This window comes from Achromobacter sp. ACM01 (assembly GCF_014851745.1).
Taxonomy (GTDB): Bacteria; Pseudomonadota; Gammaproteobacteria; order Burkholderiales; family Burkholderiaceae_B; genus Achromobacter; species Achromobacter aegrifaciens.
The window spans coordinates 110,746-133,374 of sequence record NZ_JACVAF010000003.1 but is presented as its reverse complement, the minus strand read 5'-3'; the positions used below and the strand labels follow the sequence as shown (position 1 = coordinate 133,374).

The following is a 22,629-nucleotide window of genomic DNA, read 5'->3' as shown; positions in this document are numbered from 1 at the left end:
CGCGCGGCGGCGTAGAATAATCAGGTTAACGAACCCGAGATCACGCTGACCATGAACGCTCCCTTGCACGCAGAATCGTTGCGCCGCCCGGTGCCGGCCGCTTGTCTGGATGCCTTGCGCGCCCGCTTTGGCGACCGCCTGTCCGAATCCTCCGCCATGCGCGACCATCATGGCCGCGATGAATCTCCCTATCCGGCCATGCCGCCGGACGCCGTGGTCTTCGCGCACACGACCGAAGAAGTGGCCGAGATCGCCAAGCTGTGCAACGAGCATCGCGTGCCGCTGATTCCCTATGGCGCCGGCTCTTCGCTCGAAGGCCATATTCTGGCGATCCAGGGGGGCATCAGCCTGGACCTGTCGCAGATGAACAAGGTGTTGGCGGTCAACGCCGAGGATCTGACCGCCACCGTGCAGGCAGGCGTGCTGCGCAAGCAGCTCAACGAGGAAATCCGCGACACCGGCCTGTTCTTCCCGATCGATCCGGGCGCCGACGCGAGCCTGGGCGGCATGGCGGCCACGCGCGCTTCCGGCACCAACGCCGTGCGCTACGGCACCATGCGCGAGAACGTCATGTCGTTGACCGTGGTGACGGCGGACGGGCGCATCATCCGCACAGCGGGCCGCGCCCGCAAGTCCTCGGCCGGCTATGACCTGACGCGCATCTTCGTCGGCAGCGAAGGCACCCTGGGCATCATCACCGAAGTGACGGTGCGCCTGTATCCCCAGCCTGAAGCCGTGTCGGCCGCGGTCTGCAATTTCCCCACGCTGGATTCGGCGGTGCAGAGCGTGATCGAAATCATCCAGATGGGAGTGCCGGTCGCGCGCGTCGAGTTCATGGACGCGGCCAGCGTGCGCGCGGTGAACCTGCACAGCAAGCTGACCCTGCGCGAAACGCCGCTGCTGGTGTTCGAGTTCCACGGCAGTCCCGCCGGCGTGCAGGAGCAAGCCGAAACCGTGCAAGCGATCACGGCAGACCATGGCGGCATGGACTTCGAATGGGCAGAGCGTCCCGAAGACCGCAGCCGCCTGTGGACCGCGCGCCACAATGCCTACTTCGCCGGCCTGCAACTGCGCCCCGGCTGCCGCGCCAGCACTACCGACGTCTGCGTGCCGATCTCGCGCCTGGCCGATTGCGTGCGCGACACGGTCGAAGAACTCGACCGCGCCAGCTTCCCCTACACGATCGTGGGCCACGTCGGCGACGGCAACTTCCATGTGCTGATGCTGCTCGATGCGGACAGCGCCAAGGAATGGGAAGAATCCGAAACCATCAACCACAACCTGGTGCGCCGCGCGATCGCCGCCGACGGCACCTGCACGGGCGAGCACGGCGTGGGCCTGCACAAGATGCAGTTCATGGCCGAAGAGCATGGCGAGGACGCCCTGGATCTGATGCGCAGCCTGAAGCACGCGTTTGATCCGAACAACATTCTCAATCCTGGCAAGATCGTGTCCTGGTAAGCCTGCTTCGGCAGCGCAGCCGATATCCGAAGCCGACGGCGCGCCGTCGGCTTTTTTCTTGCCGTCCTCAGGCGCGAACGAGGAGGGCGGCTTTCGCGGTGCGGCAGGCGATTACGGCTGGTTACTTATCTGGCGTGCCATAGGTGCACGGATGCGGGTAAATCCCGGTCTGCTAGTGACGGGCGCTCGCGCTATTGTTGCGCTCATGAATTCATTGGTCGAAACCGGCCTGGCACAAGTGCAGGCGCCTTATTCCTTGCAGCAGCTCATCGAGGCGTTGTCGGCCGTGTTGCCCGCGCACTGCGTGTTGTTCCGCGAAGAAGATACGCGTCCCTACGAGTGCGACGGCCTCTCCCTGTATCGCGCGCTGCCTGCGGTCGTCGCCCTTCCTGAAACGGAAGAGCAGGTGCAGGCCGTCATGCGCATCTGCAAACGCCTGAATGCGCCCGTGGTCGCGCGCGGCGCCGGCACCGGCTTGTCCGGCGGCGCCATGCCGCATAGCCGCGGCGTGTTGCTCGGCTTGTCCAAATTCAATCGCATCAAGCACATAGACCTGGCCAGCGCCACGGCCATCGTGCAGCCGGGCGTACGCAATCTGGCGATCTCGGAGGCGGCCGCGCCTTACGGGCTGTATTACGCGCCTGACCCTTCCAGCCAGATAGCCTGTTCCATCGGCGGCAACGTGGCGGAGAATTCCGGCGGCGTGCATTGCCTGAAGTACGGACTGACCGTGCACAACGTGCTGCGCGTGCGGGTCGTGACGATCGATGGCGATGTGGTTGAACTGGGTTCCGAAGCGCCCGATGCGCCGGGCCTGGACTTGCTGTCCGTCTTCATCGGTTCGGAAGGCATGCTGGGCGTGGTCACGGAAGTGACGGTCAAGCTCATTCCCAAGCCGGCCTGCGCGCAGGTCGTCATGGCCAGTTTTTCCAGCGTGGAAGCAGCGGGCAATGCGGTCACGCAGGTGATCGCGGCCGGCATGATACCCGCGGGCCTGGAGATGATGGACCGCCGCGCGACCCACATGGTCGAACCCTTTGTGCGCGCCGGCTACGACATGGATGCGCAAGCCATCCTGCTGTGCGAATCCGACGGCACGCCTGAAGAGGTGGAGCACGAGATCGCGCGCATGGAGGCCGTGTTCCGCGAGGCCGGAGCCACGCGCTGCCAGGTCTCGTCATCAGAGGCCGAACGCCTGAAGTTCTGGGCCGGCCGCAAGAATGCCTTCCCGGCCGCGGGGCGCGTATCGCCCGATTACTATTGCATGGACGGCACGATACCGCGCCGCCATCTGGCGCGCGTGCTGGGCGCCATCGAACAGATGGAAGACGAATTCAGCCTGCGCTGCGCCAACGTCTTTCACGCAGGCGACGGCAACCTGCACCCGTTGATCCTGTTCGATTCAAACAAGCCGGACGAGGTGGAGCGCGCCGAGAAATTCGGCGCCGCCATACTCGAGCTGTGCGTGCAGGTAGGAGGGACCGTGACCGGAGAGCACGGTGTGGGTATGGAGAAAATAAATCAAATGTGCGTGCAATTCTCTCGCGAAGAACTCGACGCGTTCCTGGCGGTCAAGCGGGCCTTCGATCCGCCCTGCCTGCTCAATCCTGAAAAAGTCATCCCTACGCTGGCCCGCTGCGCCGAATACGGCAAGATGCACGTCCATGCGGGAGAGTTGCGCTTCCCCGATCTCGCCCGTTTCTAGGACCTGTCCTTATGGATTTCGTCCTGTCGGAATTGTGCGACCAGGTCATGACGGCCCGTGCCGGCCATAAACCCCTGTTTGTGATGGGCGGGGGCAGCAAGGCGTTCTATGGCAATTACCGCCCGGTGACGCCGCAGGACGGCCACTGCCTGCTGGACATGACTCCCTATCGCGGCATCGTCAGCTACCACCCGTCGGAGCTGGTGGTGACGGTGCGCGCGGGTACGCCGCTCGCCGAACTTGAAGCCGCGCTGGCCGAGAACGGACAGATGCTGGCCTTCGAGCCGCCGCATTTCTCGGCGTCCGCCACGGTGGGCGGATGTGTCGCGGCGGGGCTGTCAGGCCCGCGCCGCATGAGCGCCGGCGCGCTCAAGGACTTTGTCCTGGGCGCGCAACTGCTGGATTCGGAAGGCCGCATCCTCTCGTTCGGCGGCGAGGTCATGAAGAACGTGGCGGGCTATGACGTGTCGCGCCTGTTGGCCGGTTCGCATGGCATCTTCGGCGCCATACTCGAAGTCTCCCTCAAGGTCGTGCCGCGGCCGATGGAAGAGATCACCCTGGCGTTGCCCGCGACGCAGGCGCAGGCCTTGGCCAGCTTCGCCCTGTGGCGCGGCAAGCCGTTGCCGATCTCGGCCACCAGCTGGAGCGGTGACGAGGCGGGCGCCGAAGGCCAGATGGCCGTGCGCCTGTCGGGCGCGCCGCCCGCGATCGCCAGCGCCCGCCAACTGATAGGCGGCGCGCCGATGGCGCCCGAGGCCGCGCAGGCCTGGTGGCGGTCGCTGCGCGAGCAGACGCATTCCTTCTTCGCGCCGGGCCGGCCCTTGTGGCGCCTGGCGTTGCCGCCCACCGCCGCCGCGTTGGCGCTGGGGCCGACCTTGCTGGAATGGGGCGGAGGCCAGCGCTGGCTGTCGGGTGAGCAAGACGCCGCCGCGCTGCGCGAGACCGCCGAGCGGCTGGGCGGCCACGCCACGCTGTTCCGCACCGGGCAGGGCAAGCCGCCTGCCGACGGCGTATTCCATCCGCTGGCGCCCGGGATCGCCTCGATCACGCGCCGCCTCAAACAAGAGCTCGATCCGGCCGGCCTGTTCAATCCCGGCCGCCTGGTCCTGGATCTATAGGGCATCATGCAAACCAATCTTGCATCCTGGGCACGCGATACCGATCTGGGCAAGGAGGCCGACGCCATCCTGCGGCGGTGCGTGCACTGCGGTTTCTGCACCGCTACCTGTCCGACGTATCAGGTGCTGGGCGACGAGCTGGACAGCCCGCGTGGGCGCATTTATCTGATCAAGCAAGTGTTGGAGGGCGCCGAGCCCACGCAGTCCACGCAGCAGCACCTGGACCGCTGCCTGACTTGCCGCAATTGCGAAACCACCTGTCCGTCCGGCGTCCAGTATGGCCATCTGGTGGATATCGGCCGCAAGATCGTGGAAGAGCGCGTGCCGCGCAGCTGGGCCGACAAGACCAAACGCAGCTTGTTGCGCAAGACCATGCTGTCGCCGCTGTTCGCGCCCGCGATGCGGCTGGGGCAGGCGGTGCGCGGCATGCTGCCGGAGGCGCTCAAGCGCAAGGTGCCGGAACGCCGCGCGGCGGGGCCGCTGCCGCAGGTGGCGGGCCATGCGCGGCAGGTGCTGATGCTGGCGGGATGCGTGCAGCCCGCCATGATGCCAACCATCGATGCGGCCACCATCCGCGTGCTGGACGCGGTGGGCATAGGCGCGCGCATCGCGCCCGGCGCCGGCTGTTGCGGCGCGGCCAGTTTCCACCTGGACGCGCAGGAAGAGGCCTTGGTGCAGATGCGCGCCAACGTCGATGCCTGGTGGCCGCTGCTGCAGGATGGCAAGGTCGAGGCCATCGTGATGAACGCGTCGGGCTGCGGCGCCATGGTCAAGGAGTATGCGCATCACCTGCGGCACGATCCGGCCTACGCGCAAAAGGCCGCGGACATCGTGGCGCTGGTGAAGGATGTGGCCGAGATCGTCGCGCCGCATGCGGCGCAATTGCGCGCGCGGCTGCCTGCGGGCACGCGCGCGGCATTCCATCCGCCATGCACGCTGCAGCATTGGCAGGGCCTGCGGCCGCTGTCGGAACAATTGCTGGCGGATCTGGGTTTTGCGTTGCAGCCGTTCGCCGACAAGCACTTGTGCTGCGGTTCGGCGGGCGCCTATTCGGTATTGAATCCGGAGATTGCGCTGGAACTGCGCGACCGCAAGCTGGGCGCGATCGCCGCGGGCGGACCGGACGTGATCCTGTCAGCCAACATCGGCTGCATCGGCCATTTGCAAAGCGGCACCGACACGCCGGTGCGGCATTGGATCGAAGTGGTTGACGAGCAATTGCGCCAGCCTGCGGGCCAGCGCGGCGCGTAGGCGCCGGACGCCTGGCGGCATCCGGCGCCGGGCGTCTTACTCCACGGCCTTGACCATGTCTTCAAGCACCTTCTTGGCGTCGCCGAAAACCATCATCGTGCGGTCCATGTAGAAGAGCTCATTGTCCAGGCCCGCGTAGCCCGATGCCATGGACCGCTTGTTCACGATCACGGTGCGGGCCTTGTAGGCTTCCAGGATGGGCATGCCGGCAATGGGCGACTTCGGGTCGTTCTTGGCGGCCGGGTTGACCACGTCGTTCGCGCCCAGCACCAGCACCACGTCGGTCTGGCCGAACTCGCTGTTGATGTCTTCCATTTCGAAGACCTGGTCGTAGGGCACCTCGGCCTCGGCCAGCAGCACGTTCATGTGGCCGGGCATGCGTCCCGCCACCGGGTGGATGGCGTACTTGACCGTCACGCCGCGCTCGGTGAGCTTTTCCGCCAGTTCCTTCAGCGCGTGCTGCGCGCGCGCCACCGCCAGGCCGTAGCCGGGAACGATGGTCACGCTTTCGGCGTTGGTCATCAGGAAGGCGGCGTCGTCGGGACTGCCCGACTTGACGCTGCGCTGCTGCGCATCGCCCGCCGCAGCGGCGCCGCCAGCCTGGCCGCCGAAGCCGCCCAGGATCACGTTGAAGAACGAACGGTTCATCGCCTTGCACATGATGTAGGACAGGATCGCGCCCGAGGAACCCACCAGCGAACCGGCGATGATCAGCATGGGGTTGTTCAGCGAGAAACCGATGCCGGCCGCCGCCCAACCCGAGTAGCTGTTCAGCATGGACACCACCACCGGCATGTCGGCGCCGCCGATCGGGATGATGATCAGCACGCCCAGCACGAAGGCGATGAGCGTCATGATGATGAAGGGCGTCCATTCCTGCGTGAGCATGAACCAGATGCCGCAAGCCAGCATCAGCAGCGCCAGCGCCAGGTTCAGCATGTGCTGGCCCGAGAACACCACCGGCGCGCCCTGGAACAGGCGGAACTTGTACTTGCCCGACAGTTTGCCGAAGGCAATGACCGACCCCGAGAACGTAATGGCGCCGACGAAAGTGCCGATGAACAGCTCGAAGCGGTTGCCGGTGGGAATCGGCACGCCGACGGGCACGATGCCGAAGGCATGCGGCTCCGCCACCACGGCCACCGCGATGGCGACCGCCGCCAGGCCGATCATGCTGTGCATGAAGGCGACCAGCTCGGGCATCTTGGTCATCTCGACGCGCTTGGCCATCAGCGTGCCGATGGAGCCGCCAACCAGCAGGCCCAGCACGACCCAGCCCAGGCCGATGGTGGCGGCGCCGTCGCGCGCCAGGCCGACGATGAGCGCGGCCGTGGTCAGCACGGCGATCGCCATGCCGGCCATGCCGAACGCATTGCCGAGTCGCGACGTGGTCGGATGCGACAGGCCCTTGAGCGCCTGGATGAAGCAGACCGAGGCGATCAGGTACAGCAGGGTGACGAGGTTCAGCGAGATCATTTCGCTTCCTCCTTGCCCGCCTTGCGGTCCTTTTTCTTGAACATTTCCAGCATGCGCCGGGTCACGAGAAAGCCGCCGAACACGTTGACCGCGGCCAGCGCCACGGCGAAGACGCCCATGCCGCGCGCCAGTCCGCCTTCGGTCAGCGCGGCCGCCAGCATGGCGCCCACGATGATGATGGCGGAGATGGCGTTGGTGACTGCCATCAAGGGCGTGTGCAGGGCGGGGGTGACGTTCCACACGACGTGGTAGCCGACATAGATGGCCAGCACGAAGATGATGAGATTCATCAGGGTGGGGTTGATCGCTTCCATGCTGTTAGTTCCTCCGCGCCACGTTGCCGCCTTCGCACACCAGGCAGGCCGCGACGATCTCGTCGTCGCGCTGGATCGCCAGCGCGCCGTCCGCATTGATGATGAGCTTCAGGAAATCCTGGATGTTGCGCGCATACAGCGCCGAAGCGTCGGTCGCGACCAGGCCGGGCAGATTGGTCAGCCCGATGATCGTCACGCCATGCTTTTCCACCACCAGGCCTTTCTCGGACAACGGGCAATTGCCGCCGCGCTCGACCGCCAGGTCCACCAGCACCGAGCCCGGCTTCATGGCCGCGACGGTTTCCGCGGACACCAGTGTGGGGGCGGGGCGGCCGGGAATCAGCGCGGTGGTGATGACGATGTCGGCCTGCTTGCAGCGTTCGGACACGAGCGCGGCCTGCCGAGCCATCCAGGCGGGCGGCATGGGCCGGGCGTAGCCGCCCGTGCCTTGCGCGATCTCGCGTTCTTCGTCCGTTTCGAAAGGGACGTCGATGAACTTGGCGCCCAGCGATTCCACCTGTTCGCGCGCGGCGGGACGCACGTCCGAGGCTTCGACCACCGCGCCCAGCCGCTTGGCGGTGGCGATGGCCTGCAGCCCGGCCACGCCGGTGCCCAGCACGACGGCGCGGGCGGCCTTCAGCGTGCCCGCGGCGGTCATCATCATGGGTATCAGGCGGCCGTAGTGGTGCGCCGCCAGCAGCACGGCCTTGTAGCCGGCCAGGTTGGCCTGCGAGGACAGCACGTCCAGGCTTTGGGCCCGCGTGATGCGGGGCGCGGCTTCCAGCGCGAATCCGGTGAGTCCGGCGGCCGCGATCTGCTGGATGCCTTCGGCGTCGAAGGGGTCCAGCATGCCGACCACGACGGCGCCGGATTTCATCTGGGGCAGTTCCGCGGCAGAAGGCGCGCGCACCTTCATGACGAGTTCTGCCCCCAACGCGTCCTGGGCGCTGCCGAGCGTTGCGCCCGCTGCCTCATAGGCTTCGTCGAGATAGCGGGCGGCAGTGCCTGCCCCGCGCTCCACGATGACGGTGTGTTTTCCGCCTACGTACTTCTTGACGGTCTCCGGTGTTGCTGCGACACGAGTTTCCCCGTCTCGGGTTTCTTTTGGTATCCCGATGTGCATCTACGCCTCTCCTCATTAGTTGGCATCAGTTATACACGGGAAAGTGAAAGGAAAGGTGTCGCGCCCCTGGGAAGTGAGGGAGAAGAACCAAGGTTGCATCGGCCAGCCGATGCCCGGCGGCAGACCAAAAAAAACCCCATGGCGAACCATGGGGCTGGGGTCTTGCAACCCAACTGCTCCGGCCAGTCTGACTTTTGCGCTGGCCGGCACCTGCGCGCAAACGTCCGGCGTCAAGCCGTTTGCGCGCGAGTCCAGGTGATCAGCGCGGCGGTGAGTTCGCGCAGATCGGCCTTCAGGCGGCCGTAGTTTTCGGAAGGACGCAGCGAAACTTCGTCCATGTAGAGTTTGCGGTTGATCTCGATCTGCAGACTGTGGCGGCCTTCTTCGGGGCGGCCGAAGGCGCGCACCAGCTCCACGCCCTTGTAGGGATCGTTGACGGTCACGTTGTAGCCGCGTTCGCGCAGCCAGGCGGCGATGAATTCACGGAAGGCCGGGTCGCTGGTGCTGCCGTCGCGGTCGCCCAGCACGAAGTCGGGGTGGACCAGGCCCGGGCGGTCGGTGGCGTAGGCGCCGGCGACGCTGGGCATGGAGTGGCAGTTGATGTGCCAGACCTTGCCGAACTTCTTGTGGGCTGCGTCCAGCACCTGGCCCAGCGCGGCGTGGTAGGGCTTCCAGCAGGCGTCGATGCGGTGGCGCACTTCCGCGACCGTGAGCTTGCGGTTGTAGAGCGGCGTGCCGTCGTCCAGCATGCGCCAGATCAGGCCCTTGCCCAGCTTGACCTTGGGCGAGGCGTTGATGGCGTCGGGCCAGGCGGCGTCCAGCAGCAATTCGTCGATTTCGTCGGGCGAGCGGTTGGCGTCGATGTAGGCGCGCGGGAACGCGGCGGCAATCATCGGCACGCCCATTTCGATGGCGTCGCCCCACAGGTCGTCAACCCAGGTGTCCTCGGCGGTGCGCAATGCGCCAAAGTCCACCGCAGCCGCGAAATCGGGGGGGTAGGCGGTGCCGCTGTGCGGGGAGTCCAGCACGAGGGGAGCCGAGGAGTCCGAATCAGGATATTGCTGCGGGAGGTCGAGCCGGTAAGACAGGGGTTGGGTAATTCGCATAAGGGGGTGTTGCGTTCGTTAATCGGAGGTCCTCGCGCACCGGCGGGCGCGCGAGGACCGAAGATCGCTTAGTCGATCTTCACGTTGGCTTCTTTGGCGATGCGCTTGTTCTTGGCGATTTCAGCCGAGATCTGCGCCGCGAATTCGGCCGGAGTGTTGGCGGCCGGCGCGGCGCCCAGGGCTTCCAGGCGGGTCTTGACGTCGGCTTCGGCGCTGACCTTCTGCACGGCTGCGTTCAGCTTGTCCAGCACGGGCTGGGGCAGCTTGGCGGGAGCCACCAGGCCGAACCAGGACGCGTCGTTCACGGCCGGCAGGCCGGCTTCGGCGAACGTGGGCACGTCGGGCAGGGCGGCCACGCGCTTGGGCGAGGCCACGGCCATGGCGACCAGGCGGCCGGATTGCACGTGCGGCAGCGAGGAGGGCAGGTTGTCATACATGACGTCGACCTGGCCGGCCAGCGCGTCGTTCAGCGCCGGGCCCACGCCGCGGTACGGCACGTGCATCAGGTTGGTGCCCGAAGCCATCTTGAACAGTTCGCCCATCATGTGCGAGACCGAACCGTTGCCGGCCGACGCGTAGGTCAGCTTGCCCGGCTCGCTCTTGGCCAGCTTGATGAAGTCGGCGATGTTCTTGGCCTGGACCTTCGGGTTGATGGTCATGATGTTGGGCACGGCCGCCAGGTTCGAGATGGGCGTGAAGTCCTTCTCGCCATCGAACGGCAGGTTCGGGTAGATGGCCGGGTTGATGCCGTGCGTGCTCACGGTGGCGATGCCCAGGGTGTAGCCGTCCGGCGCGCTGCTGGCGACGAAGGCGCTGCCGATCGAACCGCCGGCGCCGCCGCGGTTTTCCACCACGACGGTCTGGCCCAGCTCCTTGCCCAGCTTGTCGGCGAACAGGCGACCGACGATGTCGGTGGTGCCGCCGGGCGGGAAGGGAACGATCAGGCGGATGGGCTTGGTCGGATACGCGTCTTCAGCGTGCGCGATACCCGAGGTCAGCGGCGCGGCGAGGGTCGCGGCGGCGACGCACAGGCCCAGTACTACGTTACGGCGTTGCATGGATTCCCCTAATGAATTGGAAAGCGGATGCGCAAAGGCAGACGCAAACGCAACGATTCTTTCCTGGCGGTCCGGTTTGCGCAAACGAAAGTTTCTCCGTAAGCTATGACTTTTTTTCATGCCTCTTTTTGCGGCGGCCCGCAACAGGGCCGTTTTCGTTGCGCGGCCTGAAACAATTTGCGTACCTTATCCATGCGGCGATTCTGTCCCTCACTCACGGATCTCCAGGCGTTCGAAGTCGCCGCGAGACATAGCAGTTTCACGCGCGCGGCGCAGGAATTGTGTGTCACGCAGGGCGCGGTCAGTAAGCAGGTGAAACATCTGGAGGAGTTCGTCGGCATCGAACTATTCCTGCGTATCAGGCAAGGCCTGGTCCTGACCGAGGCCGGACGCAGTTACCTGACCAAGATCCAGGCCGGGCTGGGCCAGATCGAAGCCGCCACCGTGGAACTGATCGCGCACCAGGGGCAGGGCGGCACGCTCAACCTGACCTGTATGCCGACTTTCGGGGCGCGCTGGCTGATCCCGCGCCTGACCGCCTTCATGCGCCTGCGGCCGGACATCCACGTCGAATTCCTGCCTCACCGCCAGGGCTATGATTTCTCCACCCCTGAACTGGACGCTGCCGTGCGCTTCGGCGAAGGCATCTGGCCGGGCAGTGGGGCGGACTACATCGTCGGCCGCGAAATCCTGCCGGTCTGCAGCCCGCGCCTGATCCCGGGCGGCTGTGCGGCGCCCGCGGACCTGCTGGCCTATCCGCTGCTGCACCATACCTCGGCGCTGGAAGGCTGGCGCGACTGGTTCGAGCAGGCTGGATGCGATACCCGGCGCAGCCTGGAAGGCGCGCGCTTCGACCAGTACGCGCTGCTGTCGCAGGCGGCCGCGGCCGGCTTCGGCGTGGCGCTGATTCCGCGCTGCCTGATCGAGGACGAGCTGCGCGACGGCAAGCTGGCCGTCGCCATCCAGCTGCCGATACGGGCGCGCATGGGGTACTACCTGTGCTATCCGGAGCAGAAGGCCAACCTGCCCACCCTGCAGGCTTTCCGTACCTGGCTGATGGAAGTGTCGCGGGCGGCCGAGCCGCAGCCGCAGGAAGATGTGCGGACCGATCTAAAATAGACCCATCATGAGTCAAAAACTTACCAAGAAAGGCCGCGTTGTCGTCGGCATGTCCGGCGGGGTCGATTCTTCGGTCACCGCCTGGCTGCTCAAGCAGCAAGGCTACGAGGTCGTCGGCCTGTTCATGAAGAACTGGGAAGACGACGACGATTCCGAATACTGTTCCACCCGCCAGGACCTGCTGGACGCCGCCAGCGTCGCGGATCTGGTCGGGGTCGAGTTCGAGTTCGTCAATTTCGCCGCCGAATACAAGGACCGCGTGTTCGCGGAGTTCCTGCGCGAGTACTCCGCGGGCCGCACGCCCAACCCGGACGTGCTGTGCAATGCCGAGATCAAGTTCAAGGCCTTCCTCGACCATGCCATGGCGCTGGGCGCCGAGCATATCGCCACCGGCCACTACGCGCGGGTGCGCGAGGTGCCGGCCGAAGGCGGCGGCACGCAGTTCCAGCTGCTCAAGGCGCTGGATGCGTCCAAGGACCAGAGCTACTTCCTGCACCGCCTGAATCAGGCGCAGTTGTCGCGCACCATGTTCCCGCTGGGCGAGATCCACAAGACCGAGGTGCGGCGTATCGCGCACGAGATCGGCCTGCATAACGCCGCCAAGAAGGATTCCACGGGTATCTGCTTCATCGGCGAGCGGCCGTTCCGCGAGTTCCTGAATCGCTACCTGCCGACCGAGCCGGGTCCGATCATGACGCCGGAAGGTCAGAAGGTAGGCCGTCACGAAGGGCTGTCGTTCTATACGCTAGGCCAGCGCAAGGGCCTGGGCGTGGGCGGGGTGAAGGGGCGCCAGCGCGAGGACGGCACGGCCGAAGCCTGGTACGTGGCGCGCAAGGACCTGGAGCGCAATGTGCTCTACGTGGTGCAGGGGCATGACCATCCCTGGCTGCTGTCGGGCGAGCTGCGGGCGCAGGACGCGAGCTGGGTCGCCGGCCACGCGCCAGCCCCGGGCGCCTATGGCGCCAAGACGCGCTACCGCCAGGCCGATGCCGCGTGCAGTCTGGCTGGCGCTGCCGACGGCACCTTCAGCCTGAGCTTTACCGAACCGCAGTGGGCGGTCACGCCCGGGCAGTCCGCCGTGCTTTACGATGGCGAGGTTTGCCTGGGCGGCGGCATCATCCTGTAGGTATGGGCGCCGCGCCGGCATTCGCCGCGTGACGTGCACGGATTTCAATCAAAGCCCCTCGGGCGCGGCCCTTGGGGCTTTGTTCATTACCAAGAAGAAAGAGGAGACAGTTGTGGATGTAACGATGGTGATTTGCCTGCTGGTGCTGGGCGGCGTGGTGGGTTTCGCCGCGGGCCTGCTGGGCATAGGCGGAGGCATGTTGCTGGTGCCTTTCCTGACGATGCTGTTCGCGTGGAAGGGCATGCCCGCCGACCTGGTTGTTCATGCCGCCATCGCCACGTCGATGACCTCGATCCTGTTCACTTCCATTTCCAGCGTGCGGGCGCACCAGCAGCGCGGCACGATCAAATGGAACATCGTCTGGGCGATGGCGCCGGGCATCATCATCGGCGGCCTCCTTTCGGGCGGCGCGGTCTTTGCCGCGCTCAGCACGCTGTGGCTGTCGCTGTTCTTCGCGCTGTTCGTCGGCTATTCCGGCTGGAGCATGCTGCAGAACAAGAAGCCCAAGCCCAGCCGCCAGATGCCGGGCGTGGTGGGCACCAGCGCGGCTGGCGCGGGCATCGGCTTTCTGTCTGGCCTGGTGGGCGCGGGCGGCGGTTTCCTGTCGGTGCCTTTCATGGTCTGGTGCAACGTGGCCCTGCACAACGCGGTGTCGACTTCGGCCGCGCTGGGCTTTCCCATCGCGCTGGCCAATAGCGTCGGTTACGTGGTGTCGGGCCTGAACTCGGGCGAAACGCGTCCGGGCATGCTGGGCTATATCTACTGGCCCGCCTTGATCGCGCTAGTCTGCACCAGCGTGCTGACGGCCCCGCTGGGCGCGCGCATGGCCCACCGCCTGCCGGTGCAGACCCTGAAGCGCGTGTTCGCCTGCCTGCTGTTCGCGCTGGCCGCGTACATGCTGTTCAAGGCCTGGCAGACGTTCAACGCCTGAGCCAGGTAGGGCTGCGCCGATAGAAAGGCGCAGCTCACGCAAAAGCGCCGCCGATGCAGAAGCACAGGCGGCGCAGAGGCAAAGGCAGAACGGAAGCGCGGGCGGAGCAGGGGCGAGGCCAAGTAGAAGCCGGGCCGCACGGATCCGGCTCCGCCGGTCCGTAGCGGCGCCCCCTGGGGGGAGGCGCGCAGCGCCTCGGGGGGGGCTTATCCTGGAACGGTATCGATGAAGGACTGGCGCTGCGACAGCTTGTCGTACAGGCGGGCCAGGTTCTGGTGGTTGGTGCGCCAGTCGAGCGCGGCGAAGCGCAGGTCCAGATAGCCCAGCGCGCAGCCGACGGCGATGTCGGCCAGGCTGTAGTTGATGCCCATGCAGTGGGCGTTGTCGCCCAGGCTCTTGTTCATCGCGTCAAGGCTGGCATGGATCTTGGAATACTGGCGCTCGATCCATTCGGGGCTGCGCTGAGCCTCGGGACGCTGGTTTTCCTTGACGATGGTCACGCAGGCGTCCAGGAGGCCATCGGCGATGGCTTCCCAGCACTTGACCGCGGCGCGATCGCGCCCCGGCTGAGGAATCAGGCGGGCAACAGGGGACAGGGTGTCGACGTATTCGACGATGACGCGCGAATCGAAGAGGGCGCCGCCATCTTCCATGACCAGGCAAGGTACCTTGCCCAGCGGGTTGTACGTTTGGATCTGCGTGTCGGCGGACCAGACGTTTTCGAGTTCAAGCCGGTAGTCCAGCTTTTTCTCGGCCATGACGATACGCACTTTGCGCACGTAAGGACTGGTAAGCGAGCCGATCAGTTTCATGGAGTCACAAGCGGAGTCGGAAAGCGGCCGAAGTATAGCAGGCCGCATGACGGCAAGACGGCCAAAAGGCCGGAATCTTCGTCAGTTTGCCACAATGTTGCGCGCTTCCGGATGATAAAATCGCCCGATTCGCTCATTCCCCGCTTTTTCTCTTCCAGACCATGCAAATCGCCGATCAGCTCAGCCAACTCAACGCCCTTTCGCCACTGGATGGCCGGTACGCTTCCCGGGGCGACGCGCTGCGCGGCCTGCTCTCCGAAGCCGGTTTCATGGCGCACCGCGTCGAGGTCGAGGTGGCCTGGCTGGTCGCGCTGTCCGACGCCGGCCTGCCGGAGCTGCCCGCCTTCTCCGAAGCCGCCCGCGCCCGCCTGCAACAATTGGTGCGCGACTTCTCCGAGGCCGACGCCGCCCGCATCAAGGACATCGAACGCGTCACCAACCATGACGTCAAAGCCGTCGAGTACTGGCTGAAGGAAAAAGTGGCCGATGACGCCGAGCTGGCCCGCGCCGCCGAGTTCATCCACTTCGCCTGCACCTCCGAGGACATCAACAACACCTCGCACGCGCTGATGCTGACGCGCGCCCGCAACGAGGTCGTGGTGCCGCGCCTGCGCGAACTCGCCGCCAAGCTGAACGACATGGCGGTGGCCCAGGCCGATCAGCCCATGCTGTCGCGTACCCACGGCCAGCCCGCCAGCCCGACGACGCTGGGCAAGGAATTCGCCAACGTGGCCGCGCGCCTGAACCGCGCCATCGCCGCGGTCGAGGCCGTCGAACCGCTGGCCAAGCTGAACGGCGCCACCGGCAACTACAACGCGCACCTGTCGGCCTACCCCGAAATCGACTGGCCCGCCTTCAGCCAGCGCGTGCTGGCCGGCCTGGGCCTGACCCAGAACCGCCACACCATCCAGATCGAACCGCATGACTGGATGTCGGCCCTGTTCGACGCCATCACGCGCGCCAACATCATCGTGCTGGACCTGGATCGCGACGTCTGGGGTTACGTGGCGCTGGGCTATTTCAAGCAGCGCCTGAAGGAAGGCGAGGTCGGCTCCTCCACCATGCCGCACAAGGTCAACCCGATCGACTTCGAAAACTCCGAAGGCAACCTTGGCCTGGCCAACGCCGTGCTGCGCCACCTCGCGGACAAGCTGCCGATCTCCCGCTGGCAGCGCGACCTGACGGACTCCACCGTCCTGCGCAACCTGGGCGTGGGCCTGGGCTACTGCCTGGTGGCTTGGGATGCCTGCATGCGCGGCCTGGGCAAGCTTGAAGTCAACACCGTCGCCATCGACGCCGACATCGACGCCTGCTGGGAAGTGCTGGCCGAGCCGGTGCAGACCGTCATGCGCCGCTATGGCCTGCCGCAGCCGTACGAACAGCTCAAGGCCTTGACGCGCGGCAAGGGCATCACCGAGGAAGGCCTGCGAGAATTCATCCAGGGCCTGGCCCTGCCCGAAGAGCCCAAGGCGCGCCTGTTGGCGATGACCCCGCGCTCCTACATCGGGCTGGCCGCTGACTTGGCCCGGGCGGTATAGTCGCCTTGCCGCGCGCCCGGGGTGCGCGGCTTCTGTTGACCTTACGGGAGATTGCAATGAAGAAGTTGTCCACGCTCGCCGCGTTGGCCTGTATGACGGTTGGGCCCCTGCTGGCGACGAGCGCGTCCGCGCAGTTCGCCAAGCCCGAGGACGCCATCAAGTACCGCCAGTCGGCGCTGACGCTGATGGCTTCCCACTTCGGCCGCATGGCGCCGGTGGTCAAGGGCCAGCAGCCCTATGACGCCGCGCAGATCAAGGCCAATGTGGAAGTGCTGAAGACCTTGTCGGCCTTGCCGTGGACGGCTTTTGGCGCCGGAACCGAAGGCGGTGACGCGCGTCCTGAAGTCTGGAGCGACGCCGCGGGCTTCAAGCAGAAGCAGCAGGCCTTCCAGGACAATATCGTCAAGCTGTCGGCCGCTGCCGATGCCGGCGACCTGGACAAGCTGCGCGCTGCATTCGGCGACGTCGGCGCAAGCTGCAAGGCCTGTCACGACGCGTATCGCAAGAAGAAATAAAGCGCCTGCCGTCCGCGGACGGCATATGGACAAAGAGGCGCCAGCGTAACCGTTGGCGCTTTTTTTTATGGCGTTGCCGAGCGTGAGTCCCTGGGATTGCGCGTCGGTCCCGCGCAGGGGAGAGGGGATGAAATCCTTTGATGAACTGGTGGCAGAGGCCGACGCCGCCGATGTCAGCGGGTGGGGCTTCGGCTGGCTGACGGGGCGCGCTTCCGAGGAGCGTCCGCCGTGGGGCTACGCCAGGCTGCTTGCGCAGCGCCTGGCCACAGTGCGGTCGGCGCTGGACCTGGATACGGGCGGCGGCGAAGTGCTGGACGAGGCTCCGTACTTTCCACCGACGATGTGCGCGACCGAAGCCTGGCCGCCCAATGCCAGGAAAGCGCATGAACGCCTGGCCGCTCGTGGCGTGCGGCTAGTGCTGACTGCGCCGGGCGCTGGCCTGCCGTTTGCCGATGCGTCGTTTGAGCTCGTGACGTCCAGGCATCCCGTGAGCCCGGCCTGGGCAGAAGTCCGCCGGGTTCTCAAGCCGGGCGGGTGTTACTTCGCCCAGCACGTGGGGCCGGCTTCGGCCTTTGAACTGATCGAGCATTTCCTGGGGCCTTTGCCGGCAGAGCGGCGCCTGCGGGATCCGCAGGATGAGGCGGCCGCCGCAGGGGCCGCGGGACTTGCCGTGACGGACTTGCGCACGACCCGTTGCCAGATGGTGTTCCATGACGTCGGCGCCGTGATCTGGGTCCTGCGCAAATGCGTGTGGTGGGTGCCCGATTTTTCGGTGGCGAGGTATCGCGATGCCCTGCTGGCGCTGGATCAGCGGATGCGCCGGGGAGAGCCGTTCGTGGCCCATTCGACGCGGCACTTGATCGAGGCGCGGCGTTGAGTGGGCCGCAGCGCTGTTTTCACGCTGCGTGAACCGTCAGGAAAAAGACATGTCGGCCGCCACTTCCAGCGACCGGATCCACAGCACCAGGCCCGTGACACAGGCGCCCAGCACCAGCGCGCGCAGCCAGACGGCGAAACCGTCCTGCGTGGGGGGCGTGCCGGCGGGCACGTCCTTGGCATCGACCTTGCCGGTGATGATGGCGCGCACCAGGCGCTTGCGGCGCACCAGCGCGTACCAGAGCACAGCTGCAATATGAAGGGCGACCAGGGCCAGGATGACCCACTCGTTCAGCTTGTGCCAGGACGTCATGGCGGCGGAAATGGATTCGCTGACGTGGCCGAACAAGGGGCCCTGCGTCATGATGTCGTCGGTGGTGAACAGGCCGCTGAGCGCCTGGAAGCCGATGACCAGCAGCAGCGCCAGCACCGATAGCGCGCCCAGCGGGTTGTGGCCTGCGGGCGCCGCGGCGCCCTTCAGATAGCGGGCCACGGCCGCCGGGCCGCGCACGAAGTGCGAGAAGCGGGCGTAGCGCGGGCCGACGAATCCCCACAGCAGGCGAAACAGGATCAGGCCCAGCGCCGTACAGCCGAAGCGCACGTGCCAGTCCATGTACAGGCCGCCCAGCTTCACGCTGACGAACGCGCCGACGATGCAGACGACGAGCGCCCAATGGAAGAGGCGGGTGGGAAGGTCCCAGATGTGGACCGCGAGACGGTTGTTCTGCATGGTGGGATCGCCAGGGCTGTATTGCCGGGGACTTTATCACGCACAAATTGCCCCGTTGCTGGCGCGACGGGGCGGGGTACCGCTTCAGTGAGTGGCGCTGCGCACCGGTTCGATGCGATGCACGTGCTCATGGCGGAAGCGGATGCGCTGGCCGGGGGCCTTTTGCGCGGGTGCGCCGCAGGGCACGACTTCCGTCGTGTAGGTGGTCGTGCCATCGATGGGCGCGTTGTAGATGACCGTGGCGCGGATTTCCGGGCCATTTGCGGGCTTCAGGTAAACGATGTCGCCGATATGGATCGGCATGTTGTCCAGCGTGGTATGGGCCGGGCGTCGGATCAGGTCCGAAGTCGTGAAACGAGTATTCATGGTGTTTGTTCTCTTGGTTTCTAGTTATGGGAAAAGCCGCGTCTGGTCGCGTGGCGTGCAGCATTCCTGCCGCGTGCCGCTGCCAGCCGTATCGAATCGGACAGGCGTGTCGTGACACTAACGCATATTTGCCGCCGTCCTTTTGCGCATTCTCATGTTTTGCGCGCACGGCCAGGCGGCGCAATGCTGTCCATCAGTCCGGGACAGCATCGTTTCGGGCTGCGCGATGCGCAAACATGCGCAAAGCATGCGTGCGGACGTGCGCGGCCCGAGGGTTCGTGCAGGACAGGCAGGCCCTGCTGATTGCGGCGCGGTTATCGGTAATCGTCGCTTGCGCGTGTTGTAAGCGCCGCTGATTGTCTTGTTGCTTCTTGCCAAGCCGGACTGGCGGTTTGGTGAAGGCGTCTTGTTCCAGGCCGCAATCCGGATTTGCGGTTTTCGCAAATGGGACGGGATGCTTGGGCTTGGATGTTTTCGAGGGTCTGCTTCGGCGTCTGGGGAGGGGCTGATGTACAGGCCTCAGTGCCAGCGCCGTCGTTTATCACCGCGTTTTTTCGTATGGAATTTGGCGAAAACGGCAGAACTCAACCGGTAATATTACAGGTGGTTGATGCTTTTGGCAAGTGTTTTGTGGTAGGGAGGAGACTCCTCCCCCGTCCTTGGCCTTTAATGGGTTGCCGGGCGAGCCTGGCGCTGGGCTTCGATGATGAGGCCTTCCAGGCGCGGCGACATGCGCAGCGCCACTTGCGCGCTGGTCTGGCCGTCCGGCTGGTTTTCGGTTTCCAGGGCGAGTTCGATGCGCTCGTTGTCGAAGGCTTCGGGGGCGGCCTGGATCTCCACATAGCGGGCCAGCAAGGCGTCGACCGCCTTTTGCGCGTCGGCCAGCGCCTCGTCGGACAATTGCCCAGGGCTCAGGTACTGGTTGACCACCCGCGCCAGATCGGTCATGAAGAACAGCAGGGCGGCCGCGCCGCGGCAATCGGGATGGGCAAAGCCCCAGGTATCGGAGGTGGCGTTTTGAGTCATGTCTTGGGGCTGAGCTGTGTTGCAGGGCCGTAATGGCGGAAAACGCCATTTTATGGGATCGGACTACAGGCCCGCATCAGGCATACTGCCATGCCTATGATCAGACTCGCACGACCTTCAGACCTGGCCAGCCTGGCCGATATCGAACGCTCCGCCGCGCGGCGCTTCCTGGGCACGCACATGGCGTGGGCCGCTGGCGACGATACGGCGCCGCACGCCGAGCTGGCGCAGGCGCAGGCGGCCGGATTGCTTTGGATCGCAGAAGGCGAGGGCCAAGCCGCAGGCTTTGCGCTGACCCGGTCCATGGATGGCGATCTCTACCTGGCCGAAATGGCGGTAGCGCTGCCGTGGCAGGGGCGCGGCCTGGGCCGGGCGCTTCTGGCCGCCGTGTGTGCGCATGCCCGCAATGCCGGCTGCTACCGGTTCGTGGTGCTGACCACCGACCGCGAACTATCCTGGAACAGGCCGTTTTATCTGCGGCAAGGTTTCGTCGACGTCGCGACAGGGGAACTCTCGCCCGGGTTGCGGACGCGCCTGAGCCATGAGGCGGCCATGGGTTTTGATCCTGCCCGCCGCTGCGCCATGGCGTATCCCCTGGAGCCATGATGCGGGCGGCGCACCCTGTGTCAACACGCTTCGATAGCAACAAAATCCGCCCGCTGGCAGCGTCGGAAAGCGCCTTCGGGATAATCTGCCGGAGGGCGGCCGCCCGGTTTGCGGGCGGCGCCGGTTTCGCGAACCCGCATGCAAGGAGGATGGGCATGGCATTGCTGCGAGCTTGCCTGCTGGGCCTGGCGATGGCATCGATGCTGTTTCTGTCGGCCTGCGTCAACAAGGAACCCCAGGAGCGGGCCGCCTTCATCCAGCTGCTGCAAAGCCGGATGAACAGCGCGTCGCTGCTGCCCATCGGCAGCCTGAGCGAACCTGAAAAGGAGGCCATCGGCGGCTATGCCGATGCCTATGAGGTCATCGCCGATTTTCAGGAAATCCTGACGCAGGCAGCGGCGTCCATGCGTGACGCGTCGGAAGCCGAGACCCTGCGTTCCGTGGCCGATATCGTGGAACGGCGGGACCGCCTGGAGGCCGCGCGCAAGACGCTGGCCGAGCAGGCAGCCGAGGTGCAGCGGGCCCAGGCCAAGGCGGATAAGGCGCGTGCGGCGCTGGCGCTCCCGGCCGATCTGGCGCCCGTCTACGATGGTGTTTATGACGAAGCCGTGACGGCGCCCGCGGCCGAGGTGTTGGATGCCGCGGCCGCCATGGACGCGGTGGCGCGCGATGCGCTGGGCGTGGCGGATTTCGTCGCCGCCCATGCGCAGGACATCCTGCTGACGGACGGGCAGGCGCGTGTCGCCACGCCCACGCTGCAGCAGGAGCTGAACCTGCGCCTGCAGGGATTGAACGCGCAGTCGGATGTTCTGGAGCACGCGCGCGCGGCCTTGCGCCAGGCTGCCGGGCAGCCGCAGGACGCCCGCTGAACGGCGCTTTGTACAATGCGGGTCTCGCGGCGTCAGCCGAGCCTGGGACGTAATATGAGCGAATCTTCCAGCATGCACTACAGAACCTTTCTGCTCCTGCTGGTGGTGGTCACCATCGCATTCGGCTGGTTGTTGTGGCCTTTCTACGGCGCTGTTTTCTGGGGCGCTGTCCTTGCCATCATCTTTGCGCCGCTGCAGCGCCGGCTGGTGGCGCGCATCGGCGGACGGCGCAACCTGGCCGCGCTGATCACCTTGCTGCTGGTGCTGCTGCTGGTGATCCTGCCGCTCATCGTCATCAGCGGATCGCTGGTGCGCGAAGGGGCGAACCTCTATCAGAGCGTCAAGTCCGGGCAGATCAACTTCGGCGACTATTTCCAGCAAGCCATGGCGGCTTTGCCGCCGTCGGTGCATGATCTGCTGTCGCGCTTCGATCTGGCCGACATACCGAGCCTGCAGGAAAAACTCAGCGCGGGCGCCATGCAGGCCAGCCAGTTCCTGGCGACCCAGGCCTTGAACATAGGGCAGGACACGTTCCAGTTCGTGATTAGCTTCGGCATCATGCTGTACCTGCTGTTCTTCCTGTTGCGCGACGGCCCGCAGCTATCGGCGCGGCTCAAGCGCGCCATGCCGCTGAGCGACACGCACAAGCAGCATCTGCTGCGCAAGTTCACCACCGTGGTGCGCGCCACCGTCAAGGGCAACGTCGCGGTGGCCGCGGCGCAGGGCGCGCTGGGCGGCATCATCTTCTCGATCCTGTCGATCCAGGGTGCGCTGCTGTGGGGCGTGATCATGGGCTTTCTGTCCTTGCTGCCGGCGATCGGCGCGGGGTTGATCTGGGCTCCGGTCGCGATCTACTTCCTGTTGACCGGGGCCACGATCAAAGGCGTCGTGCTGATCCTCTTCGGCGTGCTGGTCATCGGCATGGTGGACAACGTGCTGCGCCCCATTCTGGTCGGCAAGGACACCAAGATGCCGGACTATGTGGTGCTGATATCCACGCTGGGCGGCATGGCTTTGTTCGGCCTGAACGGCTTCGTGATCGGCCCCTTGATTGCCGCGCTGTTCATGGCAAGCTGGGATTTGTTTGCCCCGCCGGTGGAAGGATTCACGGACGACGCCGCAGACAAGTCGCGCGCCCGAAAGTAGGCGCGGCGGATCGCCCGTCAGTCCGTCCGTTGCAAGACGGGTGTATGGTGTAGCAGGCCGGCTTCCATCGGGGCCGGCCTGTCGTATCAACCTCGACTTTTCGGGAGCGCGTCGGACATGGAATGGAAACTGCATCGATCGGGCTGGATCGAAGAACGCAACTTCGACATCGAATTCGCCGAGACGCCCGACGGCTACCACGCCCGGGTGCGGGTCTTCGGATTCCCGGTGCTGGAAGACACCAAGCATGTGTTTCCCAATGAGGCGCTGGCTGAAAAAGGGGCGCTGACGCTGCTCAAGACCCAGTTCACCGGCACCCCGGATCTGGAAGACCGGTAGACGTACCCGGCGGCGCGC

The 22,629-nt window shown here is 65.7% G+C and carries 23 protein-coding genes; 14 read left to right on the top strand and 9 right to left on the bottom strand.

The features are described from left to right. Positions 1-51 precede the first annotated feature (51 nt). The 4 genes from IB268_RS15395 (at position 52) to glcF (ending at position 5,535) form a co-directional block, all read left to right on the top strand. Positions 52-1,461 (top strand): FAD-binding oxidoreductase, encoded by a 1,410-nt coding sequence (locus IB268_RS15395; RefSeq protein WP_119450530.1) that lies wholly within the window; start codon positions 52-54, stop codon positions 1,459-1,461. A 205-nt stretch (positions 1,462-1,666) separates the two neighbouring features. Beyond that, positions 1,667-3,166 (top strand): FAD-linked oxidase C-terminal domain-containing protein, encoded by a 1,500-nt coding sequence (locus tag IB268_RS15390; RefSeq protein WP_054451090.1) that lies wholly within the window; start codon positions 1,667-1,669, stop codon positions 3,164-3,166. 11 nt (positions 3,167-3,177) lie between these two features. Beyond that, positions 3,178-4,284 carry a glycolate oxidase subunit GlcE gene (glcE, locus tag IB268_RS15385; protein WP_054451091.1) on the top strand — a complete coding sequence of 369 codons (1,107 nt, stop codon included), beginning with the start codon at positions 3,178-3,180 and terminating at the stop codon, positions 4,282-4,284. A gap of 6 nt (positions 4,285-4,290) precedes the next feature. Further along, positions 4,291-5,535 carry a glycolate oxidase subunit GlcF gene (gene glcF / locus IB268_RS15380; protein ID WP_119450529.1) on the top strand — a complete coding sequence of 415 codons (1,245 nt, stop codon included), beginning with the start codon at positions 4,291-4,293 and terminating at the stop codon, positions 5,533-5,535. A gap of 36 nt (positions 5,536-5,571) precedes the next feature. On the opposite strand, the gene IB268_RS15375 is transcribed toward glcF, so the two are convergent. The 5 genes from IB268_RS15375 to IB268_RS15355 form a co-directional block, all read right to left on the bottom strand. Beyond that, positions 5,572-7,011, bottom strand: a complete 1,440-nt coding sequence (locus IB268_RS15375) for an NAD(P)(+) transhydrogenase (Re/Si-specific) subunit beta (RefSeq protein WP_054451093.1) — start codon at positions 7,009-7,011, stop codon at positions 5,572-5,574. Continuing rightward, entirely contained in the window at positions 7,008-7,325 is a 318-nt protein-coding gene (locus IB268_RS15370; protein WP_013392581.1) for an NAD(P) transhydrogenase subunit alpha, read from the bottom strand. The genes IB268_RS15375 and IB268_RS15370 overlap by 4 nt, the downstream gene beginning before the upstream one ends. A gap of 4 nt (positions 7,326-7,329) precedes the next feature. Then, on the bottom strand, positions 7,330-8,448 hold the full coding sequence (locus tag IB268_RS15365; protein WP_054451094.1) for a Re/Si-specific NAD(P)(+) transhydrogenase subunit alpha: 1,119 nt from the start codon (positions 8,446-8,448) through the stop codon (positions 7,330-7,332). 230 nt (positions 8,449-8,678) lie between these two features. Continuing rightward, a complete protein-coding gene (locus IB268_RS15360; RefSeq protein WP_054451095.1) occupies positions 8,679-9,554 on the bottom strand; it encodes an N-formylglutamate amidohydrolase in 876 nt (291 codons plus the stop codon). 68 nt (positions 9,555-9,622) lie between these two features. After that, entirely contained in the window at positions 9,623-10,612 is a 990-nt protein-coding gene (locus IB268_RS15355; protein ID WP_192330057.1) for a tripartite tricarboxylate transporter substrate binding protein, read from the bottom strand. Positions 10,613-10,804: 192 nt separating this feature from the next. Between IB268_RS15355 and gcvA the strand changes: the two genes are divergently transcribed. The 3 genes from gcvA to IB268_RS15340 all read left to right on the top strand — a co-directional run bounded on the left by gcvA (position 10,805) and on the right by IB268_RS15340 (position 13,788). After that, positions 10,805-11,731: a transcriptional regulator GcvA gene (gcvA, locus tag IB268_RS15350; protein ID WP_054451097.1), complete on the top strand. Its 927-nt coding sequence runs from the start codon at positions 10,805-10,807 to the stop codon at positions 11,729-11,731. Between the two features lie 7 nt (positions 11,732-11,738). Beyond that, positions 11,739-12,857, top strand: a complete 1,119-nt coding sequence (mnmA, locus tag IB268_RS15345) for a tRNA 2-thiouridine(34) synthase MnmA (protein WP_054451098.1) — start codon at positions 11,739-11,741, stop codon at positions 12,855-12,857. A 112-nt stretch (positions 12,858-12,969) separates the two neighbouring features. Beyond that, positions 12,970-13,788: a sulfite exporter TauE/SafE family protein gene (locus tag IB268_RS15340; protein WP_054451099.1), complete on the top strand. Its 819-nt coding sequence runs from the start codon at positions 12,970-12,972 to the stop codon at positions 13,786-13,788. A gap of 206 nt (positions 13,789-13,994) precedes the next feature. Here IB268_RS15340 and IB268_RS15335 read toward each other — a convergent pair whose 3' ends face one another. Continuing rightward, a complete protein-coding gene (locus IB268_RS15335) occupies positions 13,995-14,600 on the bottom strand; it encodes a glutathione S-transferase (RefSeq protein WP_054451100.1) in 606 nt (201 codons plus the stop codon). 161 nt (positions 14,601-14,761) lie between these two features. Here IB268_RS15335 and purB point away from each other — a divergent pair, with 161 nt between their 5' ends. From purB to IB268_RS15320, 3 genes are all read left to right on the top strand, one after another. After that, positions 14,762-16,138, top strand: a complete 1,377-nt coding sequence (gene purB / locus IB268_RS15330) for an adenylosuccinate lyase (RefSeq protein WP_054451101.1) — start codon at positions 14,762-14,764, stop codon at positions 16,136-16,138. 56 nt (positions 16,139-16,194) lie between these two features. Then, positions 16,195-16,653 (top strand): cytochrome c, encoded by a 459-nt coding sequence (locus tag IB268_RS15325; RefSeq protein ID WP_054451102.1) that lies wholly within the window; start codon positions 16,195-16,197, stop codon positions 16,651-16,653. A gap of 127 nt (positions 16,654-16,780) precedes the next feature. Further along, on the top strand, positions 16,781-17,530 hold the full coding sequence (locus IB268_RS15320) for a class I SAM-dependent methyltransferase (RefSeq protein ID WP_192354497.1): 750 nt from the start codon (positions 16,781-16,783) through the stop codon (positions 17,528-17,530). Between the two features lie 36 nt (positions 17,531-17,566). On the opposite strand, the gene IB268_RS15315 is transcribed toward IB268_RS15320, so the two are convergent. From IB268_RS15315 to IB268_RS15305, 3 genes are all read right to left on the bottom strand, one after another. Further along, positions 17,567-18,259 (bottom strand): cytochrome b/b6 domain-containing protein, encoded by a 693-nt coding sequence (locus IB268_RS15315; protein ID WP_175163215.1) that lies wholly within the window; start codon positions 18,257-18,259, stop codon positions 17,567-17,569. A gap of 84 nt (positions 18,260-18,343) precedes the next feature. Further along, complete coding sequence (locus IB268_RS15310) at positions 18,344-18,625, bottom strand: hypothetical protein (protein WP_054451105.1); 282 nt, start codon at positions 18,623-18,625, stop codon at positions 18,344-18,346. Between the two features lie 666 nt (positions 18,626-19,291). Further along, the gene (locus tag IB268_RS15305) at positions 19,292-19,651 is read right to left on the bottom strand and encodes a hypothetical protein (RefSeq protein ID WP_119450525.1); all 360 of its coding nucleotides are present in this window, start codon (positions 19,649-19,651) and stop codon (positions 19,292-19,294) included. A 90-nt stretch (positions 19,652-19,741) separates the two neighbouring features. On the opposite strand from IB268_RS15305, the gene IB268_RS15300 reads away from it, so the two are divergent. The 4 genes from IB268_RS15300 to IB268_RS15285 all read left to right on the top strand — a co-directional run bounded on the left by IB268_RS15300 (position 19,742) and on the right by IB268_RS15285 (position 22,611). Beyond that, entirely contained in the window at positions 19,742-20,257 is a 516-nt protein-coding gene (locus IB268_RS15300; RefSeq protein WP_225591405.1) for a GNAT family N-acetyltransferase, read from the top strand. 155 nt (positions 20,258-20,412) lie between these two features. Beyond that, the gene (locus IB268_RS15295) at positions 20,413-21,126 is read left to right on the top strand and encodes a DUF3053 family protein (protein ID WP_119450575.1); all 714 of its coding nucleotides are present in this window, start codon (positions 20,413-20,415) and stop codon (positions 21,124-21,126) included. Positions 21,127-21,180: 54 nt separating this feature from the next. Beyond that, a complete protein-coding gene (locus IB268_RS15290; protein ID WP_175214026.1) occupies positions 21,181-22,272 on the top strand; it encodes an AI-2E family transporter in 1,092 nt (363 codons plus the stop codon). Positions 22,273-22,389: 117 nt separating this feature from the next. Further along, positions 22,390-22,611 (top strand): hypothetical protein, encoded by a 222-nt coding sequence (locus IB268_RS15285; RefSeq protein ID WP_054451109.1) that lies wholly within the window; start codon positions 22,390-22,392, stop codon positions 22,609-22,611. Positions 22,612-22,629: the final 18 nt, after the last annotated feature.

What these genes read in the sequence shown, in the direction of transcription:
- IB268_RS15395 (WP_119450530.1), top strand. Translation starts at nt 52, where the DNA reads ATGAACGCTCCCTTGCACGCAGAATCGTTGCGCCGCCCGGTGCCGGCC.
- IB268_RS15390 (WP_054451090.1), top strand. Translation starts at nt 1,667, where the DNA reads ATGAATTCATTGGTCGAAACCGGCCTGGCACAAGTGCAGGCGCCTTAT.
- glcE (WP_054451091.1), top strand. Translation starts at nt 3,178, where the DNA reads ATGGATTTCGTCCTGTCGGAATTGTGCGACCAGGTCATGACGGCCCGT.
- glcF (WP_119450529.1), top strand. Translation starts at nt 4,291, where the DNA reads ATGCAAACCAATCTTGCATCCTGGGCACGCGATACCGATCTGGGCAAG.
- IB268_RS15375 (WP_054451093.1), bottom strand. Translation starts at nt 7,011, where the DNA reads ATGATCTCGCTGAACCTCGTCACCCTGCTGTACCTGATCGCCTCGGTC.
- IB268_RS15370 (WP_013392581.1), bottom strand. Translation starts at nt 7,325, where the DNA reads ATGGAAGCGATCAACCCCACCCTGATGAATCTCATCATCTTCGTGCTG.
- IB268_RS15365 (WP_054451094.1), bottom strand. Translation starts at nt 8,448, where the DNA reads ATGCACATCGGGATACCAAAAGAAACCCGAGACGGGGAAACTCGTGTC.
- IB268_RS15360 (WP_054451095.1), bottom strand. Translation starts at nt 9,554, where the DNA reads ATGCGAATTACCCAACCCCTGTCTTACCGGCTCGACCTCCCGCAGCAA.
- IB268_RS15355 (WP_192330057.1), bottom strand. Translation starts at nt 10,612, where the DNA reads ATGCAACGCCGTAACGTAGTACTGGGCCTGTGCGTCGCCGCCGCGACC.
- gcvA (WP_054451097.1), top strand. Translation starts at nt 10,805, where the DNA reads ATGCGGCGATTCTGTCCCTCACTCACGGATCTCCAGGCGTTCGAAGTC.
- mnmA (WP_054451098.1), top strand. Translation starts at nt 11,739, where the DNA reads ATGAGTCAAAAACTTACCAAGAAAGGCCGCGTTGTCGTCGGCATGTCC.
- IB268_RS15335 (WP_054451100.1), bottom strand. Translation starts at nt 14,600, where the DNA reads ATGAAACTGATCGGCTCGCTTACCAGTCCTTACGTGCGCAAAGTGCGT.
- purB (WP_054451101.1), top strand. Translation starts at nt 14,762, where the DNA reads ATGCAAATCGCCGATCAGCTCAGCCAACTCAACGCCCTTTCGCCACTG.
- IB268_RS15325 (WP_054451102.1), top strand. Translation starts at nt 16,195, where the DNA reads ATGAAGAAGTTGTCCACGCTCGCCGCGTTGGCCTGTATGACGGTTGGG.
- IB268_RS15320 (WP_192354497.1), top strand. Translation starts at nt 16,781, where the DNA reads ATGAAATCCTTTGATGAACTGGTGGCAGAGGCCGACGCCGCCGATGTC.
- IB268_RS15315 (WP_175163215.1), bottom strand. Translation starts at nt 18,259, where the DNA reads ATGCAGAACAACCGTCTCGCGGTCCACATCTGGGACCTTCCCACCCGC.
- IB268_RS15310 (WP_054451105.1), bottom strand. Translation starts at nt 18,625, where the DNA reads ATGAATACTCGTTTCACGACTTCGGACCTGATCCGACGCCCGGCCCAT.
- IB268_RS15305 (WP_119450525.1), bottom strand. Translation starts at nt 19,651, where the DNA reads ATGACTCAAAACGCCACCTCCGATACCTGGGGCTTTGCCCATCCCGAT.
- IB268_RS15300 (WP_225591405.1), top strand. Translation starts at nt 19,742, where the DNA reads ATGCCTATGATCAGACTCGCACGACCTTCAGACCTGGCCAGCCTGGCC.
- IB268_RS15295 (WP_119450575.1), top strand. Translation starts at nt 20,413, where the DNA reads ATGGCATTGCTGCGAGCTTGCCTGCTGGGCCTGGCGATGGCATCGATG.
- IB268_RS15290 (WP_175214026.1), top strand. Translation starts at nt 21,181, where the DNA reads ATGAGCGAATCTTCCAGCATGCACTACAGAACCTTTCTGCTCCTGCTG.
- IB268_RS15285 (WP_054451109.1), top strand. Translation starts at nt 22,390, where the DNA reads ATGGAATGGAAACTGCATCGATCGGGCTGGATCGAAGAACGCAACTTC.